General features: G+C 39.2%; 12 protein-coding genes and 1 pseudogene. 7 read left to right on the forward strand and 6 right to left on the reverse strand.

Annotation, left to right across the window (positions count from 1 at the left end):
• Positions 1-1332, forward strand: coding sequence for a DUF58 domain-containing protein (locus LV716_RS00815; protein WP_163419388.1), 1332 nt, complete (start codon positions 1-3; stop codon positions 1330-1332).
• Here the strand turns inward: LV716_RS00815 and LV716_RS00820 are convergent.
• The 3 genes from LV716_RS00820 to mnmA are packed head-to-tail and all read right to left on the reverse strand — an operon-like array spanning position 1329 to position 3997.
• On the reverse strand, positions 1329-1817 hold the full coding sequence (locus LV716_RS00820; RefSeq protein ID WP_205600136.1) for a hypothetical protein: 489 nt from the start codon (positions 1815-1817) through the stop codon (positions 1329-1331). The two genes, LV716_RS00815 and LV716_RS00820, sit on opposite strands and share 4 nt — an antisense overlap.
• A 32-nt stretch (positions 1818-1849) precedes the next feature.
• Complete coding sequence (locus LV716_RS00825) at positions 1850-2794, reverse strand: nitronate monooxygenase family protein (RefSeq protein WP_163419389.1); 945 nt, start codon at positions 2792-2794, stop codon at positions 1850-1852.
• A 12-nt stretch (positions 2795-2806) separates the two neighbouring features.
• Positions 2807-3997, reverse strand: a complete 1191-nt coding sequence (gene mnmA / locus LV716_RS00830; protein WP_163419390.1) for a tRNA 2-thiouridine(34) synthase MnmA — start codon at positions 3995-3997, stop codon at positions 2807-2809.
• A gap of 146 nt (positions 3998-4143) precedes the next feature.
• On the opposite strand from mnmA, the gene LV716_RS00835 reads away from it, so the two are divergent.
• From LV716_RS00835 to LV716_RS00855, 5 genes are all read left to right on the forward strand, one after another.
• Positions 4144-5100 (forward strand): fasciclin domain-containing protein, encoded by a 957-nt coding sequence (locus LV716_RS00835; protein WP_163419391.1) that lies wholly within the window; start codon positions 4144-4146, stop codon positions 5098-5100.
• Between the two features lie 77 nt (positions 5101-5177).
• Complete coding sequence (locus tag LV716_RS00840; protein WP_163419392.1) at positions 5178-5903, forward strand: SIMPL domain-containing protein; 726 nt, start codon at positions 5178-5180, stop codon at positions 5901-5903.
• 186 nt (positions 5904-6089) lie between these two features.
• Positions 6090-8132 carry a fasciclin domain-containing protein gene (locus tag LV716_RS00845; RefSeq protein ID WP_163419393.1) on the forward strand — a complete coding sequence of 681 codons (2043 nt, stop codon included), beginning with the start codon at positions 6090-6092 and terminating at the stop codon, positions 8130-8132.
• A gap of 187 nt (positions 8133-8319) precedes the next feature.
• Entirely contained in the window at positions 8320-9795 is a 1476-nt protein-coding gene (locus tag LV716_RS00850) for a fasciclin domain-containing protein (protein WP_163419394.1), read from the forward strand.
• A 73-nt stretch (positions 9796-9868) separates the two neighbouring features.
• Positions 9869-11893 (forward strand): fasciclin domain-containing protein, encoded by a 2025-nt coding sequence (locus LV716_RS00855; RefSeq protein WP_163419395.1) that lies wholly within the window; start codon positions 9869-9871, stop codon positions 11891-11893.
• Positions 11894-12176: 283 nt separating this feature from the next.
• Here LV716_RS00855 and yidC read toward each other — a convergent pair whose 3' ends face one another.
• Both yidC and LV716_RS00865 read right to left on the reverse strand, forming a co-directional pair.
• Positions 12177-14045, reverse strand: a complete 1869-nt coding sequence (yidC, locus tag LV716_RS00860; RefSeq protein ID WP_163419396.1) for a membrane protein insertase YidC — start codon at positions 14043-14045, stop codon at positions 12177-12179.
• A gap of 69 nt (positions 14046-14114) precedes the next feature.
• Positions 14115-15748 (reverse strand): annotated as a pseudogene (locus LV716_RS00865) (CTP synthase).
• 228 nt (positions 15749-15976) lie between these two features.
• On the opposite strand from LV716_RS00865, the gene LV716_RS00870 reads away from it, so the two are divergent.
• Positions 15977-16777 (forward strand): lipocalin family protein, encoded by an 801-nt coding sequence (locus LV716_RS00870; protein WP_163419398.1) that lies wholly within the window; start codon positions 15977-15979, stop codon positions 16775-16777.
• Positions 16778-16793: 16 nt separating this feature from the next.
• On the opposite strand, the gene LV716_RS00875 is transcribed toward LV716_RS00870, so the two are convergent.
• Positions 16794-17033: a DUF3820 family protein gene (locus LV716_RS00875; protein ID WP_163419399.1), complete on the reverse strand. Its 240-nt coding sequence runs from the start codon at positions 17031-17033 to the stop codon at positions 16794-16796.
• Positions 17034-17035 lie beyond the last annotated feature (2 nt).

Consider the following 17035-nt stretch of genomic DNA (forward strand, 5'->3'; position numbering starts at 1 on the left):
ATGCATTTTCTAAGGTCGTTTTATATTCATAACAGGTTCTTTAGGTATATCGCCATTTTGGCAGCATGCTTTGTACTGTCCTACTGGTTACCCGAGCTATACCCCATAGCCTGGGTACTGGTCTTTATTCTTATGGCCCTTTTAGTCTGTGACTGCTACCTTTTGTACAGTACGCCCAATGCCATTATTGGAAAACGCAATACACCTCAAAAACTTTCCAACAGTGATGACAACGAACTGCAGACCGAACTTTTTTCTAAGTATACTTTTAGAACAGGAGTTGTTGTAATCGATGAACTTCCTGTGCAATTTCAAAAACGTGATTTTGAATACAAAACTTACCTGACCAAAGGAGAAAAGTACATGTTCAAGTATACCGTAAGACCTGTAGAGCGGGGAGAATATATCTTCGGTAATTTGAATATCTACGCTTCTTCCCCTTTGAGAATTGTAAAACGACGATATATATTCCAAAAAGACCAAATGGTTCCCGTATACCCATCCATCATACAGATGCAACAGTATGACTTTTTGGCGATAAGCAACCGTTTAAGCGAGTTTGGGCTAAAAAAAATACGGCGAATAGGACATACACAAGAGTTTGAACAAATAAAGGACTACATAAAAGGCGATGATGTACGGACCATCAATTGGAAAGCTACAGCTAAGAGAAACCAATTAATGGTCAACCAATATCAAGATGAAAAATCGCAACCCATTTATTCCATCATCGATACCGGTAGGGTTATGAAAATGCCTTTTAACGGATTGAAGTTATTGGATTACGCCATCAATTCCACTCTGGCATTTTCCAACGTAGCTTTAAAGCGAAACGACAAAACGGGAATGATCACGTTCTCCAAAAAAATTGAAACGTTTGTACCGGCATTGCAAAAAATCTCCCACCTCAACACTATTTTAGAGAAGTTATATAACGTTACCACAGAATTCACCGATTCAGATTTTGGTTTGCTCTACGCCCACATAAAACGAAAGGTAAACCATAGAAGTTTATTGTTATTATATACCAATTTTGAGCATATCTCTGCACTAAAAAGACAACTCCCCTTCCTTTTGGCCATTGCAAAAAAACACGTTCTGGTCGTAGTGTTCTTTGAAAACACAGAACTAGAATCCCTCATCAGCAAAGATGCCGAAGATTTGCAGACCATTTATCACAAGACAATTGCCGAAAAGTTTTCGTTGGAAAAAAGACTCATGCAAAAAGAGCTACAACAGTATGGCATTCAAACAATTTTGACCAAACCGGAAAACTTGTCCATCAATACCATAAATAAGTATCTTGAAATTAAAGCAAGAGGACTTCTTTAGTCATGTGCAACGCCATAGCTTCGTGAAAAAGTTGAAGAAAGTCCAAAAGACGATAAGCTAGGTAATGTTTCATCAGCAATAAAAAGTTTATCATCATACTGACTACTATGCAATTTATTCAAATTAAAATGGGTTGCTGAGGAATCATGTTTAGGTATCTTATCACGCTTTTTGGAAAAAAGCTCAATGGCCACACCAACCGTTACTCCCCCTAAAATAGTTGCGAGCAAATCATCATTGTCCCACCCATTCTCTCGCTGACCGGCATCAACCGTTTCTTTGGCCAAACCGATTAACGTACCACCGGCAACAGCTCCCACAAAGGTCCAAACCCTGTTCCCATCAGAAGCATTTTTCGCAATACCTGCTCCCGCTAGACCAAAAAGATTACCCCCTAGAAAGTGTAGCGCTTTATCACGCTCTATTTGACCGTGCAAGTGTATGGCAAGTATAAAAAGAAGAAATGTAGGGGTCAGCTTTTTCATTACAATCGTAAATGTAAAGAAAGCTGATTATTTTAAAAACTTTTGACTTCCTCTACTCCTTTATTAAACCCTGTCATCAAGTCTTCTACGATAGATGTTGCCGATTTAATTTCATGGATAAGTCCAGATACTTGGCCTATTTCCAGTTCCCCTTCGTTTAAATCCCCTTCAAACATACCGCGCTTGGCCCTTGCCCTACCCAATAAATGTTTCAAATCTTCCACAGTTGCTCCGTTGGCATAAGCATTTTGAACATCTCCATAAAATTTGTTTTTCAGTAAGCGTACAGGAGCCAGCTCTTTAAGGGTCAATTGTGTATCTCCTTCTTTAGCGGAAACAATCTGTTCTTTGAACAAATCGTGCGAAGAACCTTCTACGCTTGCAGCAAATCTACTGCCCACTTGTACCCCGTCAGCACCCAGAATCATTGTTGCCAACATGGCTTGACCTGTAGCAATACCGCCTGCTGCTATCAAAGGAATATCGATTTTTTCCTTTACTGATGGAATTAAGACCATTGTAGTGGTTTCATCCCTTCCATTATGTCCGCCCGCTTCAAATCCTTCGGCCACTACGGCATCAACTCCGGCATCCTGAGCTTTTAACGCGAATTTTACACTGCTGACCACATGTGCAACGGTAACACCGTGTTTCTGTAAATGACTCGTCCACGTTTTTGGATTTCCCGCCGATGTAAAAACAATTTTTACCCCACTGCTCAAAATGACTTCCATCAACTCTTCAATATTTGGATACAGCATGGGAATGTTTACACCAAAAGGTTTATCGGTTGCTTTTTGACATTTTTCAATATGTTCCTTTAGAACATCGGGATACATACTTCCTGCACCGAGCAATCCCAATCCACCAGCATTGGAAACTGCTGATGCCAAACGCCAACCACTTGCCCAAATCATTCCTCCTTGTACAATGGGGTACTTTACTCCAAAAAGCCGGGTAATTTTATTGTGTTCCATATATTGAATTCATTATGAAATAACGCCCGAGCCAATAAGTTCATCACTTTTGTACCACGCCACAAACTGGCCTTCGGTTATAGCCGATTGTTTTTCTTTAAAATCTACATAAAGTCCACTCTCAGTTTTGTAAAGCGTGGCTTTCTGCAAAGGTTGTCTATAGCGAATTCTTGCTTCTACTTCCATCGTTTCGCCAATAAGCAGAGCTAAATCTTCTCGTACCCAGTGCAGTTCGTTTTCATTTACAAATAGGGTATGCCTCAAAAGCCCTGGATGGGATTTCCCTTGTCCGGTATAGATGATATTATTGTCCACGTCGGTATCAATGACAAAAAGTGGTTCTTTGGTTCCTCCAACATTCAAACCTTTGCGTTGTCCTGTGGTAAAATAATGTGCCCCTTGATGTTCTCCAACCACTTTCCCATCAGACAAGTCATATACAGGTTTCTTTGCGCAGTATGCCAATTCCTCAGCTTTATCTTCAAATTCTGGAAGCGCTCCCATAAAATGGGATGCGGTATTCGGCACTTCAACAATAACCCCTTTTTTGGGCTTCAATTTTTGTTGTAAAAAATCTGGCAGATGTACTTTTCCAATAAAACAGAGCCCTTGCGAATCTTTTTTATCAGCAGTAACCAAATCGTTTTCCGCTGCAATTTTTCTAACCTCTGGTTTGGTTAGCCCACCAATGGGAAACAAGGTCTTGCTCAATTGCTCTTGCGAAAGTTGACATAAAAAATAGGATTGGTCCTTATTGCCATCTACACCTGATAACAACTGATACGTTTCGGTGCCATCTTCATTCTTGATAATTCCCTTTCTACAGTAATGCCCGGTCGCAACAAAATCAGCTCCCAATTGTAGGGCTATCTTTAGGAAGACATCAAATTTAATTTCACGGTTGCAGAGCACATCAGGATTTGGCGTTCTCCCCCTTTCATATTCATTGAACATGTAATCCACAATACGTTCTTTGTATACTTCACTTAAGTCCACAGTTTGAAAAGGGATACCCAATTTTTCGGCAACGATAAGCGCATCGTTGCTATCTTCCAACCATGGACATTCATCAGAAATAATCACGGAATCATCGTGCCAATTCTTCATGAAAAGGCCAATAACCTCGTACCCCTGTTCTTTTAAAAGGTAGGCGGTTACACTGGAATCAACACCTCCGGAAAGTCCAACAACAACTTTTTTCAACTTGCATTTTTATTTAGAATGCAAAATTACGAATTATGGGAAGATTCCCATTTTAACAGACGATTTCTTAAACTTTTGAATTTACAAGCAACGCTTTCCACTTTTTTCATCTTCAAGAAAAAGTTGTAACCTAAAATAAATAACAAATGAGATTCTCTTTATTTTTTTCTACCCTATTATTAATCGTATTAAGTTTCAGTTCATGCTCTTTGGACGATGATGGCACAGACCGACCCGATGAAAGCCTAGCTGACCTAATTTCCAATGATGATAACTTTCAATCACTAAAAGCAGCTTTGGAAGAAGCAGAATTGCTCGACAATTTGGACCGTACCGGACTCAATACATTCTTAGCACCTACGGATGACGCTTTTAATGCCTTCCTTGATGGTCAAGCTCTTTCTGAAATCCCCAAAGCAGATTTGAGAAGATTGTTGTTGGTCCATATCGTGGCAGGAGAAATTAGTACCCAGGATTTTGTTCGAGCAGAAGAAGGCTATATGATAACTTCTTCACCTGGAATAGTTGAAAATAGTCCTATCAACCTATATTTTAATACTGATAACGGTATTGTAATCAGTGGGAAGGCTAAAATTGTCAGTTCTGGTTCAAACAAAAGAGCCTCTAACGGTATCTTGCATCAAATAGATGCTATTCTCGAACTACCCACACTTGCGGATTTCATTGCAGTAGACGACAGATTAAACGAACTTGAAAAATCACTTACATCCCCTGGACAACCGGATTTCATGGCAACACTTGATACCCCAAACGGAGAAGCACCTGCCCCATTTACAGTATTCGCACCGATCAATGACGCTTTTGAAGATTTTGGGGACCTCCCAATTGGCGATGACCTTACGCCGGTTTTGGAACATCATGTTATTGCTTCCAAGAACATTGTTACACGCGACATGGAACAAAACATGACGCTTGAAACCATAGAAGGAGATGATTTAACGGTAAGGATCATTGGAAATCAAATCAACCTTATCGATGGCGCTAACAACAATACCACAAGAATCATAGGCGGCAATCTTCAAGCATCAAATGGTGTGCTTCATTTGGTGGATGACATTTTGATTCCAGATACCACCAACTAACATCATAAATAGTTAAAAACAAATTTTGTATCAAAGTTCATACATCCTATGAATAGATGCTCCATAAAAAAAAGTACATGAAACAAGTTATTGGAATCCTTGGTCTTTTGTTCTTCGTAAACTGTCAAAATAGTTCAATTGTTGAACCTTCAAAATTGAAAACCATCATGATCAAATCTTTTGGAGAAGTAGAAACACCTCCCGATATGGCCACTTTTCATATAGATTTAAGCTGTTTGGACAAATCAATACAAACTTCGAAAAAGTGCTTGGTAGATAAGTCAAATATACTCCATGATCGTTTATTGGGTTTTGGGATAGAAAAGAATGATATTTTAACCACTTCGGTAGCCATGAACAAGAGCTATACTTGGAGAAACAATTCAAACATATTTGAAGGTTACAGGAGTTCCACAAGTGTTTTTATCACGGTAAGAAATATTGAAAAGCTCAGTGAGATTTATACGGAGTTGCTAGAGAACAGAAACCTTGATTTGGGTGGTTTGAGTTATTCGCACTCAAAAATTGATAGTTTAGAAAACGCTGCCTATGTGAAGGCACTCGAAAAATCGAAAATACTTGCTGATAGATTGCTACAGGAACTACCAGAGTCCAAGAAGGAAATCTTAAAAATTGGGAATGTCGAAATTTCCGGTTCTATGCCCGAGAAAAACATATTTCAACCTGAAAATGAATTTGGCATGGCACAGCAACCCAACGTTTTACAAGAAAAATCGATAGCTATAAGCAAAGGGATTCTTAAAATGAGCGCAACACTGTATGCTGAATACCAGATAAAATAATCTCGTGCAGGTCTTATCCACATATACGGTATAGGGATTAATTGGTGGAACTTAAGTACAATTTCCTTAACGTTGAGGCTGGATATTTAAAACTGGGGTAACTTAGAATTAAGACTACATTTAACTGGTTGAGGGCATTATATTCTATTTTCAGGCCTAGAACACAAAACCAAATTAATCTGAAAAATGAAAAACATCCCGCATTTAGGAAAATCCCTTATAGTATTGATTTTAGTCCTTTTTATAAGCTCTTGCAGCAAAAATGACGACGACGCCAACCCAAAGACAGATGATGAAATTGGTAATACCGACGATGATCCAAACACATTACCCAATATCGTAGCACTGGCAGAAAGTGTTGATATGTTAAGTACTTTAATGGATGCAATTGAACTAGCTGATGCTGATTTGGTACAAGTATTATCCGCAGATGGCCAATTAACAGTTTTTGCTCCCACCAATGACGCTTTTAATGCACTTCTAGATCAGCTTGAAGGTTTTGAAAAGCTCGAAGATTTTGATGAGGAAGAAGAAAAGGCCCTCTTAGCTGAAATTTTAAAGTACCACGTTATTTCTGGTACTGTTGCTTTATCCTCTGATTTATCGGATGGTAAAGTATTGGAGACACTCCAGACTGAAAGCTTAAAAGTTAACGTAGATGGAAGTGTTTTTATAGCGGACAAAACAGATGACCTTTCCGAAGTAGTTAGTGCGGACAATAATGCTTCCAATGGCGTGGTTCATATTGTGGATAAAGTTTTAGTACCACAAGCTGCCTTGGATATACTTTTTCCAAAACCAAGTATTGTAGAAATTGTTGTTGAAACAGAACAATTGTCCCTCTTGGAAGAGGCCGTCTTAAAAGTAGGGTTGGATGAAGATTTAAATGCAGAAGGTCCCTTCACATTGTTTGCTCCAACGGACAAAGCCATTGAAGAACTTTTTGAACTTCTTGGAGATAGCTTTACAAGCTTTGATGATTTTGATAATTTCTTGGAACTCCAAATTTTAAAGCAGATTTTACTGTACCATGTGGTCTCAGGAAATATTACTTCTGGTGAGCTTTCTCCCGGTACCGTTCCTACCCTGCTAGAGAATGAGAACATTGAGGTAATAGCCTCCAATGATACCTTTGTAATTGGGGACGCTTCGGACATTGATGCAAACCTCGAGGAAATAGATAAAGAAGCTAGCAATGGAGTAGTCCATATTATTGATAAAATTTTGATTCCTCAAGAAGTACAGGACTTTTTGAACACCTTGAATCCAGATGATCCAAACGCAGGTATTCCAACAATAAAGGAACTGGTTGAAGATTCTGATGAGCTTACTTTCCTAAAGGAAGCATTAGAGCTCACAGGATTATTGGATACATTAGGTGAAGAAGGTCCTTATACGGTCTTTGCTCCAACCGGGGAAACCATAAGCTTTCTTTTTGGTCTTTTGGGGGGATCTTTTACCAAACTCGAAGACTTTGACCTCGATTTTGAAATTGATTTGTTGAGGCAAGTGCTCAGTTACCATGTTGTGCCCGGTGTATTTACTGCTAATGATTTGGCCATTGGTGATTTAAATACCCTATTAAACGATGATACTATAGCAGTAGGCTATGTAAACAACGCTTTTTTTTTACAGGATGCATTGGGTCTTAATGTGAATTTTAGAGTTACCGATATTCCTGCTGGCAACGGTGTCATCCATACCATCAATAGGGTTATGGTTCCACAATCTGTAATCGATGCCATAGTTTCCAGAACCGAGAGTACCATCACGAGAATTTTGGATAGACTGGACCCAGAACATAAAGAGTTGGCTATTGCGGCTTGCCTATTAGTGCATGAAAGTTTTGAAGATATTCTAGATACCGAATTCACCCTTTTTCTTCCCACAAACCAAGCGTTCCTAGATTTGTTCGATCAATTGGACGGTATTAATTCCTTAGCTGATTTTGATACCGAAGAAGAACTAAAGCTATTGGGCACGATTCTTACCTATCATTATATAGAAGGTACAAAAGCTAAATCAACACAGTTGACCAATGGCCAAGAATTGATTACATATCAAGGAGAAAAGTTAAACATAAATACAAATGGTGGAATACAGCTTATTGACCAAACTGGTGAACCTTCCAATGTCACTTCTCCAGATACTGAAGTTTTAAGCGGAGTCATTCATATCGTGGATAAAGTACTACTTCCAAAGCAAGTCTTAAACAAACTTGCCATGTAGCAGAGTTATAGCATTCTTTTAAAAAATTGGGTTGTCTACAATGGACAACCCAATTTTTTTTGCTGCAATGTTTAGTGTTTTCAATCAAATTGTTAAATATTTTATAAAATAAATTAAACAAAAGCAACCTATTATGTTTAAATACATCTTTGTAACGTTAAACAATTTTTAATCTAAAAAAAATTAAATGAAAGCACTGATTAAATTATCTAAACTCACACTACTGGCGGTTGTCTTTATTTTCGCGTCCTGCTCGGACGATGATGACAACGGGCCAACGACCCCAACACCTACCTTGAATATAGTAGAAACCGCTGATGCCGAAAACGATTTAAGCAGTTTGGTGGGTGCATTAAAAAAAGCTGATGAAAGTGCCGACAACGATTTGGTCAGTGCTTTAAGTGGAGATGGTCCTTTCACGGTCTTTGCACCTACCAATGCTGCATTTGATGATTTATTTAAACAATTGGGTGATTTTGAAGGTTTGGATGACTTCAATACACAAGAGCTTCAAAATGTACTAGCAGTTGTTTTATCATATCACGTCATTTCTGGAACAGCCGCTCTTTCATCTGATTTGAGCGACGGTCAAGTTTTGACGACGTTGCAGACCGGCACTTTAACAATTTCTACCGAAGGAGGCGTTTTTATTGATGATGCCACTGATGTTAACGCCGAGGTTACAACAGCCGATGTAGAGACTACAAATGGTGTTGTACATATTATAGACAAAGTATTGTTGCCGCAAGAAGTTATAGACCAATTAAGAATACTTATTACCATCACTGATTTAGCCGTAGGTAATGAAAACTTGGAAAGCTTGGTTGCCGCATTGCTTGCCGCAGATGAAGATTTAGATGAAGTACTTAAAGGTGATGGTCCTTTTACGGTGCTCGCGCCAAGCGATGAAGCTTTTGATGAATTCTTGGGTGAAGATGAGCTTGCCGATATCCCCGTGGAAACGTTGACCAATGTATTGAAAAATCATGTAATCAGTGGTGCCTTGTTTCAAGCTGATTTGGAAGCAGCTGGTTCTGGTTATGCAAATACCCTTGCTACACGAGATGAGGATAATATCAGTATTTACTACAATACAACAGATGGCGTTGTATTTAATGGCGTATCAACAGTAGAAGCCGCAGATGTTGAAGCATTGAATGGGGTGGTGCATATCGTTGATAAAGTAATAGACCTCCCTACGGTGGTAACTTTTGCAACTGCGGACCCAACCTTCGAATCTTTGGTAGCTGCTTTGACAACGGATGGACAACCAGACTTTGTCTCAACACTTGGAGGTGATGGTCCGTTTACGGTTTTCGCCCCAACAAACGATGCGTTCCAAGCACTATTGGACAGCAACGATATGTGGAACGGCTTAACCGATATTGATTCTGGTTTACTTACCAGCGTATTACAGCACCATGTTATTGCTGATGCGAATATTCGTTCAGAAGATTTAACTCCTAATGGCGTAACCGAAACACCTGCTACGTTAGAAGGCGATACCTTTTTAATTACACTACCAGGTACCGAAGGTAACATCGCCGATGTAACCGATGGTGCTGGAAATATGGGAATTGGTATTGATTTCGTAGACGTACAAGCTGCAAATGGTGTAATCCACGTATTGGATACCGTTCTTCTACCAGACACAGAAAATTAATTTCATGGGCAGGTCTCTCTAGGGAGGCCTGCTTTTATCTCAACATTATATTTAACCCTAAGAACACTTCAAAATGAAAAATTATTTACGATTGAAGAACTATCTATTTTTGGTAGTTCTAACGGTATTTGTATTTTCTTCTTGTGACAAAGAAGATGATGGAGCAACAGACAAAGAAACTGAAGCCCAAAGTACCATTGTACAAACTGCACAGAACACAGATGCTTTAACATCATTGGTTGCAGCATTGACCAAAGCTGATGAAAACGAAGATTCAGATTTGGTCGGTACCCTTAATGGTGAAGGAACCTTTACTGTATTTGCCCCTACCAATGAAGCTTTTACGGAACTTTTCCAAGAATTGGATGATTTTGATTCACTTGCGGATTTTGACACACCAGAAAAAAGAAGCATTCTTGCCACCATTCTACAGTATCATGTAGTTTCCGGTGTTGCGGCCACAGCTGAAAGTTTGGATAACGAACAAAAGATTCCTACCGTTCAGGGAGAGGACGTCACCATTCGTCTTGACGATGATACCGTATTCGTCCAAGACGCGACAGATGCAGATGCTGAGGTTATTATTGAAGACGTAACAACTTCAAATGGTATTGTACATGTTATTGACAAAGTGCTTTTACCACAAACAATTATCGATGCGCTTAATGAAGAGGAAGTGACCTCAACCTTAGTGGATATTGTTGTAGCAACGGACGCTTTGTCCTTGTTGGAAGAAGCAGTTATCAAAGCTGGTTTGGTCAATACATTGAACGGGGAAGGCCCATTTACAGTTTTTGCCCCGACAGATGATGCTTTTGTAGCATTGTTAGGAATCTTGGGAGATGATTACAGCTCTTTGGAAGATTTTGATACCGAAGAAGAAATCGCTCTTTTACGAAATATTCTATTATATCATGTAATTCCTGCAAAAGTGTTGGAAGCTGATTTACAACCAGGTGATGTACCAACTGCTTTTGATGGAAATTCAATAAGCGTAATTGCAAGTAACGATACTTTTGTAATCGGAGATGCTTCCGATGTAAACGCAAATATTACAGGTACGGATATCATGGCATCCAATGGCGTTGCACATACCATAGATAAAGTGTTATTGCCACAAGCTGCATTGGATTTTGTAGCCTCTTTGCAATTGAAAACCATCGTGGAAATTGCAGTTGAAACCGATGACCTTGGCCTTTTGGTAGAAGCATTGCAGACCGCCAATGCAGGTTTGGTAGAAACTTTAAGTGGTGATGGACCATTTACGGTATTCGCTCCAACAAACCAAGCCTTTAAAGACTTGTTGGATTTCTTGGGAGATGACTTCAAGAGTCTTGCCGATTTTGACACACAAGAAGAAAAAGACTTACTGGTAACGGTCCTTACCTACCATGTGGTTGCAGGTAATGCCGCATTTTCTGACACATTAAATAATGGAGATCAAATTGAAACCTTCCAAGGTGAAAACGTTGGCATCAATATTAAAGATGGAACAATTCATATTGAAGATGCTACAGAAGACAACGCAACCGTAGTCCTTGAAGACGTTGAAGCTAGTAACGGTGTGGTTCATGTTATCAACAAAGTACTGGTTCCTCAAGCCGCTTTGGATATTCTTTTCCCACCAAAACCCAATATTGTTGAATTGGCACAATCAGTTGATGATTTAAGCCTTTTGGTAGCTGCCTTAATCCAGGCTGATGCAGGTCTAGTGGATGCTTTAGGCGGTGACGGACCATTTACGGTATTCGCTCCTACCAATAAAGCTTTCAAAGAATTATTGAATGGTTTGGGAAATAACTACAATAGTTTAGAAGATTTTGATACACCTGAAGAAAAAGCATTATTGGCTCAATTGTTATTGTACCATGTTGTAGCTGGGGAAGCAATCCCATCTTCGGCTATCACTGGCCATGTAGAGCTAACAACGGAACAAGGTGAGAAGATTGAAGCAGTTGCGGGACACCCTATCAAAATCAGGGACAAAACACATACTCCTGCAAAAGTAGTTGCAGCGGATAATGAAGCTAGTAACGGTATTGTACATATTATAGACAAAGTGCTTCTACCACAAGAAATAATAGATGCACTTCATTAACAAAATCTATTAGAAAAAGAGAATTTTGTAAGTTTTTATTTATTAAAATCCCCGTGATTTAAATTACGGGGATTGCTTTTTAAAGATGATTTTTACCGTTAATCGATGACACATCAAAAGCGTCTCGTTTACCATACAAAACCGTCTATTTTACAACTATTACTTTTTTTAGCAGGTATTTAGATGCATCTTTGAAGTCCCAAATCTTTCCAAACTAAATCTATAAATGGTGAAACTCTCCTTAAATACTAAGGAGAGTTTTTACTTTTGAATCGATCTTGATTTAACGCTTCCCAGTCTTCTTTTGCGCCTCTGCCTGCTCCATCATTTCCCGCATCTTTTTCTGGAACTTGTTCTCCTTTTTGGGCTTTTTCTTGTTCTCTTGAATCTGGGCGTGGATTTTATCCTCATCCAAAATGTAATTTTTAATTGCCAACATAATAAAGATGGTAATCAAGTTGGAGATAAAGTAATATAGACTCAAACCACTAGCGTAGTTGTTAAAGAAAAACAACATCATTACCGGTGACAGGTACATAATGAATTTCATATTGGGCATACCGGGTTGCTGTTGCATCTGCATACTCTGTCCAGTCGTCATCGTCATATAGAAGAATATCGCCACTGATGCCAAAATTGGAAAGAGACTCACATGATCACCGTAAAACGGAATCGCAAATGGTAAATTAAAAATAGTATCATAAGACGAAAGGTCTTCGGCCCATAAGAAAGACTTTTGCCGTAATGCAAATGACGTGGGGAAGAACATGAACAACGAATAAAAGATGGGCAATTGCAACAATGCAGGAATACAGCCGCTCATGGGGCTCACACCAGCTTTGTTGTACAGCTTCATGGTTTCCTGCTGCTTCTTCATTGCATTGTCCTTATACTTCTCGTTTAACTCCGTAATCTCTGGCTTTAAAACTTTCATTTTGGCCTGGGAGAGATACGACTTATAGGTTACCGGAGATAATGCCAACCGTACAATAATGGTCATTACGATAATGGCAATACCAAATGGCAAGAACGAGCTTAAGAATTCATAAAATGGTGTAAAGACATACCTGTTTATCCAACCGAATATTCCCCAACCAAAGGGAATGGATTCCACCAAGCCCAAATCTTTGTAATCATCCAGTACTTTAACATCTGTAGGACCATAATACCAATGCATGTTTTGGGAAAGTTCCCCACCTTGCAGTTCTATGGGCGCCTTTGTACGAAACGCTTTTGTAAAGAGTGTTTCCTTACTTTCTTCCTCTACCAAGTTCTTGGAACTCAGTTCTGCATTTTTAAAATGATTGTCCGTTGCTAAAATAGAGCTGAAAAAATGTTGACGATAGGATAACCATTTTACATCAACCTCGGTCTCTTCGTCCAAATCGCTGCTCTCGGAAAGCTTGCTTATTTTTCCCTCATCGTGATTATAGGTCAAACGTGTATAACGATTTTCATAGTTGACACTCTTGTTGTGCCGTATACCCTTAACGTCCCATTCCAATTCAATAGGGCGGCTTGAATTTAGTACCCCATTAAGACCTTGGGAACGAATCGTAAAATCTACCAAATAATCGGTTGGCTTCATTTCATAGCGGTATTCCAAAAACTGACTTTCGGAAATCTTCGCTTTCATGGAAAGGACTTGATTATCGCCACTTTTTGTCGATGAAGGTTCAAAAAACAAATCCTTTGTATTAAGGACCCTATTATCCGATGTAGAAAAATTAAGTCCAAAACTGGCATTTCCTTCTTTTACCAGATATACCGGAACAGAATCGTGGGTCACAAAATTTTTCATTTTGGCCTCAACAATTTGTCCTCCTTTGTTGGCCACCTCTAGATAAAGTACATCGTTTTCAATTGTTGTAGTGCCTTCTGAAGCTTTTGTAAATCCAAAAGCCCCAACTGAACCCTTATAATTGGCCACTGCAGTGGAATCCTGTAAATCTATGGTGACAGGAGTATTTGTAACTTCCTGCTGATTTTTCTCTTCTTCTTTTTGCGCTTCGGCCTCAATCTTTTCTTGCTCTGCTTTTTGGGCTTCAAGCTCTTCAGGTGTTGGTTGATTTTGGTAGAACATAAAAATGAGTATTCCAAAAATCAATACAAAACCAATAATGGATTTGACGTCCAGTTTCTTTTCTTCCATGAAAGTTATTTAGTGAAAAATCTACTTTTTCGACTTTTAAAGTGGCAAATATATGTCCAAAACTGGAGTTTATGCCAAACTGGCATTAGTTTGTTGTTGTTTTTGAACTAATGCAGCCTTTACGAAACCTACGAACAGTGGATGGGGGTTTGCCACAGTACTTCGATACTCGGGATGGTACTGCACACCAACAAACCAAGGATGCGATGGAATTTCTACAACTTCGACCAAACCGGTTTTTGGATTAAGTCCGGTTGCCATTAATCCAGCTTCTTCCATTTGGATTTTATAGGTGTTGTTGTATTCAAAACGATGTCTGTGGCGTTCCGCTATCTCGGTTTTTCCATAAACCTCGTGTACTAGACTATTTGGCTTAAGTTGGCAATCCCACGCACCCAATCGCATAGTGCCGCCCATATCCGTGACCAATTTCTGTTCCTCCATTAAACTGATGACCGGGTCGGTGGTTTGCGAATCCATTTCGGTTGAATTGGCATTTTGTAGCCCAAGTACATTTCGTGCAAATTCAATTACGGCCATTTGCATTCCCAAACAGATTCCCAAGAAAGGGATTCTATTTTCACGAGCATAACCCACAGCTACTATTTTTCCTTCTATCCCTCGTTCGCCAAAACCGGGAGCTACCAAAATCCCGTTCAGTCCTTTCATTTGATCGCCAACATTAGCTTCGGAAATGTGTTCTGAATGAATTGACTTTACTTCAACTTTTACTTCATTTGCCGCTCCGGCGTGAATGAAGGATTCTAAAATGGATTTATAGGAATCTTGAAGCTCAACATACTTACCAATAAGCCCGATGGTAACCTTATGTTTGGGATTCTTATGCTTTTCTAAGAATTGCTGCCATTGTTCAAGATTGGTTTCCGTATCCTTGGGCAATGCTAATTTATCCAAAGTCACCACATCCAGCCCCTCTTCTTGCATGAGCATAGGAACATCATATATAGTGGATGCATCTATAGACTGTATGACCGCTCCTTTTTTCACATTACAGAAAAGTGCTAATTTTTCTTTGATATCGTCCGAGATTTCATGTTCCGTTCTGCATACCAAAATATCTGCCTTTATACCACTCTCCATCAAGGTTTTTACGGAATGTTGGGTAGGCTTGGTCTTTAGTTCACCAGCTGCAGAAAGATAAGGCACCAACGTTAAATGAATAACGATTCCATTATTCTCTCCCAATTCCCATAACAACTGTCGTACTGCTTCTATGTAAGGTAGCGACTCAATATCACCTACGGTACCGCCAATTTCTGTTAAGACAATATCGTAGTCACCACTATTTCCTAAAATTTGGATACGCTGTTTTATTTCGTTGGTAATGTGTGGTACTACTTGAACGGTTTTCCCTAAGAATTCGCCCCTACGTTCTTTTTCTATGACACTTTGATAAATTCTTCCCGTTGTGACGTTGTTGGCCTGCGATGTGCGCACATTTAAAAAACGTTCGTAATGTCCCAAATCCAAATCGGTCTCCGCGCCATCATCTGTTACGTAGCACTCCCCATGTTCATAAGGGTTAAGGGTACCTGGATCAACATTAATATAGGGGTCTAGTTTTTGAATGGTAGTCCGGTAACCTCTAGCCTGAAGCAATTTGGCCAAAGATGCGGCGATAATTCCTTTACCTAAAGAAGAAGTTACGCCCCCGTAACGAAAATGTACTTTGTCTGTGACATATTTGGGATTTCTATTACGGGGCGTAAAGGTACAAATTGAGGAATAAAAATGCGCCTTAAAACCATCAAAAAAAGAATTGAAACCGTTAATTGTTAACTCTACTTCAATTTTAGGTAAAAGTATTGCCCTATAAAATCCAAATTACGTTTCAGAACGTATATTGCAGTATCGGTATAAGTTATCTATATACCTATTTTTCAAATAATTATAAATCAACAACAAACCCCATGAAATTGTACTTTACTGGTCCCGGTATTTTTCTTTTCTTTTTAATTCTTTTAACAGCTGCTTGCAACGATAATTTTGAGACATCTGACGTTTTAATCAATGAAATCAATGAGGAAAACAGCATAGACGAAGAGAATGGCGAAGAAACCGCTACAGATGGTGACGGCGAAAAAAATGAAGAAGGTGGGAATACTGACGAAACAGGAGATTCCACTAATGATGAAACTGGGGACGAAACTACGGGAGATGAAAACACAGAAGACCAGACTGAGGACGAAAATACAGGAGATGAGACTGGTGACGAAACCACGGGAGATGAAACAGGGGATGAAAACACCGGAGATGAGAACACGGCAAGTGCAATCGTAGGAAATTGGGAACTGGTAAGCGCTACTATAAATGATGGTCAAGGCTCTACCAATGTAGAAAATTTTGGCGTTGTTAGCTTTCCATTTTCAGCTTCGTCAAAAGATGAAAATGCTCAGATTACTTTTTCTGAAAATCCAAATGTGGTTAATGGCACAGGACAATATACCATCATTGTTACGTATACCATTGCTGGAAGCGAGATTACGGACGAGTCCAGTCTTGAAAGCCCTATTACCAATGGCACATGGCAACAATCCAATAACGATCTGACCATAACAGGCGGCGATGAAAATATACCCGGTGATTTTACTATAAACGAGCTTACTGACAACAGAATGGTATTGGAAGTTCCTTTTGATAGGACAATACCTGTAGGCGAACTAGAAGTGGATGCAACCGGCACTTTGGTCATTACACTAAATAAAATGTAGGATTTTATTTAGGGAGTCAGGATTTTTGTGGAAATTCTTTTTGAATTTTTCTAATCATGGGTTCTAGTCCGTTGTCTTTAATATCCAACATTGTACTTAGAAACTCCCCTAATTTTCCTTTGGGAAACCCTTTTTGTCTGAACCACACTAAATAAGGTAAGGGCAAATCTACTAGGTAACTATCCTTAAACTTACCAAAAGGCATTTTGTAATGGGCAAGTTCCACTAATTTCTCTTTATTGGGTCGAATTTCCATTT

The organism is Flagellimonas sp. HMM57, from assembly GCF_021390175.1.
GTDB lineage: Bacteria > Bacteroidota > Bacteroidia > Flavobacteriales > Flavobacteriaceae > Flagellimonas.

Bases quoted from the DNA above. Each gene is read 5' to 3' on its own strand.
- LV716_RS00815 (WP_163419388.1), top strand. From the start codon at position 1: ATGCATTTTCTAAGGTCGTTTTATATTCATAACAGGTTCTTTAGGTAT.
- LV716_RS00875 (WP_163419399.1), bottom strand. From the start codon at position 17,033: ATGGAAATTCGACCCAATAAAGAGAAATTAGTGGAACTTGCCCATTAC.
- LV716_RS00840 (WP_163419392.1), top strand. From the start codon at position 5,178: ATGAAACAAGTTATTGGAATCCTTGGTCTTTTGTTCTTCGTAAACTGT.
- LV716_RS00855 (WP_163419395.1), top strand. From the start codon at position 9,869: ATGAAAAATTATTTACGATTGAAGAACTATCTATTTTTGGTAGTTCTA.
- LV716_RS00835 (WP_163419391.1), top strand. From the start codon at position 4,144: ATGAGATTCTCTTTATTTTTTTCTACCCTATTATTAATCGTATTAAGT.
- LV716_RS00845 (WP_163419393.1), top strand. From the start codon at position 6,090: ATGAAAAACATCCCGCATTTAGGAAAATCCCTTATAGTATTGATTTTA.
- LV716_RS00870 (WP_163419398.1), top strand. From the start codon at position 15,977: ATGAAATTGTACTTTACTGGTCCCGGTATTTTTCTTTTCTTTTTAATT.
- yidC (WP_163419396.1), bottom strand. From the start codon at position 14,045: ATGGAAGAAAAGAAACTGGACGTCAAATCCATTATTGGTTTTGTATTG.
- LV716_RS00820 (WP_205600136.1), bottom strand. From the start codon at position 1,817: ATGAAAAAGCTGACCCCTACATTTCTTCTTTTTATACTTGCCATACAC.
- LV716_RS00825 (WP_163419389.1), bottom strand. From the start codon at position 2,794: ATGGAACACAATAAAATTACCCGGCTTTTTGGAGTAAAGTACCCCATT.
- LV716_RS00850 (WP_163419394.1), top strand. From the start codon at position 8,320: ATGAAAGCACTGATTAAATTATCTAAACTCACACTACTGGCGGTTGTC.